Below are 1,789 nucleotides of genomic sequence, written 5' to 3' on the forward strand. Positions count from 1 at the left end.
CCAGCACGTCGCGCACGACGTCGTCGGCCGGCGCCGTCGCCCGCCGCCCGACGGCGGTGCGCCAGCGCGCGAGACGCTCCTCGGCGGCCGACAGATCGGCGTCGAACCACTCCCAGTCGCTGCGGTAGTGGTGGGCGAGCAGGGCGAGCCGGATGGCCATCGGGTCGGTCCCGGAGTCGCGCAGCCGCGACACGAGGACGAGGTTGCCCTTGCTCTTCGACATCTTCTCGCCCTCGAAGCCGACCATGCCGGCGTGCACGAAGGCGCGGGCGAACTCCTCGCCGGTGGCGACGCGCGCCTCCGACGCGGACATCTCGTGGTGCGGGAACGCGAGGTCGGAGCCGCCGCCCTGCACGTCGAAGTCGGTGCCGAGGTGCTCGAGCGCGATCGCCGCGCACTCCACGTGCCAGCCGGGACGGCCGGGACCGAGCGGCGACTCCCAGGAGGGCTCGCCCTCGCGGGGTGCCTGCCAGACCAGGCAGTCGAGCGGATGCCGCTTGCCGGGCCGGTCGGGGTCGCCGCCGCGCTCGCCGAACACGCGACGCATCGTGTCGTCGTCCAGCCCCGACACCGAGCCGAAGGCGGCGTCGGCGTGCACGTCGAAGTAGAGGTCGTCGTCGACCCGGTAGACGGCGTCGCCCAGACGCTCCACCAGTGCGGTGACGAGGTCGATCGACTCCACCGCACCCACGTAGTGCTGGGGTGCCAGGACGCGCAGGGCGGACATGTCGGTGCGGAACAGCTCGGTCTCGCGCTCGGCGAGCTCTTGCCAGTCGACGCCCGTCGCCGTGGCGCGCTCGAGCAGCGGGTCGTCGACGTCGGTGACGTTCTGGGTGTAGGAGACGTCGAGTCCGCGCGCGAGCCACTGACGCTGCAGCAGGTCGAAGGTGAGGTAGGTGGAGGCGTGCCCGAGGTGCGTCGCGTCGTAGGGCGTGATGCCGCAGACGTAGAGCCGCGCCACCTGCTCGGGGGCTGACTCGACGAGTCCCGACGTGCGGGTGTCGTGGATCCGCAGCGGCGGGACGTCGACCCCGGGAAGCTCGATCGTGGGGACCTCGGGTCCCGTCCAGGCGCGCATGGGTCCGAGCGTATCCGCCGGTCGCGAGGGGTCGCGCGGCGAGTCGACGGCCGTCCCGTTCGAGTTGCCGCACCCTCGGGCGCTGGTCACGCTGGAGGCACCCCTGACAGGAGGATCCGACATGACCACCACCCCCCAGCACGACCGCGACCTGAGCGGACAGGCTGCCGGACCGCAGCCGGTGACCGACTGGACCGACCTCGGTCGCGAGATGTGGGAGTACCTCACCGGACGTGGCGCCGCCGTCAACTACGAGCTGCGCGACCTCGACGTGGAGGTGCCGCGGGACACCGGCCCCGACGCCCCCCGCGCGCTGTGGCGCTTCAACGGCACGGTGCGCGTGACCACGAGCGACGACGACCTGCCGGGCGCCGACCCGGCGCGCCGCTGACATGCCCGGGCTCGCCGCGGACGTCACCGTGGAGCTGCTGCGCGACAGCGGCACCGTGGCGTCGGCGCGCGTGACGTCCGTCGGCCACCGCGTCGTCCTGCACAGCCGTGACCTCGACGTGCTCGTCGCGGGGCGTAGCGGTGGTGACCTGCGCACGGTCGCCGCCCGGCTGGCCGACGACGGGTGGACGCTCGACGTCGCCGACGACGACGGCCCGATCCTGCGGCTGGGTGCGGTGCCGACGCACGTCTGGCACCGGCTGGCCACCGGGTCGCGCCACGTGCAGGTGCTGCGCTGGCGTGCCGCCGCGCGGCTGAAGA

3 protein-coding genes are annotated in these 1,789 nt (G+C 73.6%); 2 read left to right on the forward strand and 1 reads right to left on the reverse strand.

Features of this window, described 5'->3' with window-relative positions:
• A partial coding sequence (gene mshC, locus NH339_RS18100; RefSeq protein ID WP_253027410.1) for a cysteine--1-D-myo-inosityl 2-amino-2-deoxy-alpha-D-glucopyranoside ligase occupies positions 1-1,078 on the reverse strand: 1,078 nt, incomplete at its 3' end.
• Between the two features lie 121 nt (positions 1,079-1,199).
• Here mshC and NH339_RS18105 point away from each other — a divergent pair.
• Entirely contained in the window at positions 1,200-1,469 is a 270-nt protein-coding gene (locus tag NH339_RS18105; RefSeq protein ID WP_253027412.1) for a hypothetical protein, read from the forward strand.
• A gap of 1 nt (position 1,470) precedes the next feature.
• Positions 1,471-1,789, forward strand: a 319-nt coding sequence (locus NH339_RS18110; RefSeq protein WP_253027414.1) for a hypothetical protein, incomplete at its 3' end; no start/stop codon positions are given.

The sequence above is a fragment of the Aeromicrobium sp. CnD17-E genome (assembly GCF_024124745.1).
In the GTDB taxonomy this organism is placed as follows: Bacteria; Actinomycetota; Actinomycetes; order Propionibacteriales; family Nocardioidaceae; genus Aeromicrobium.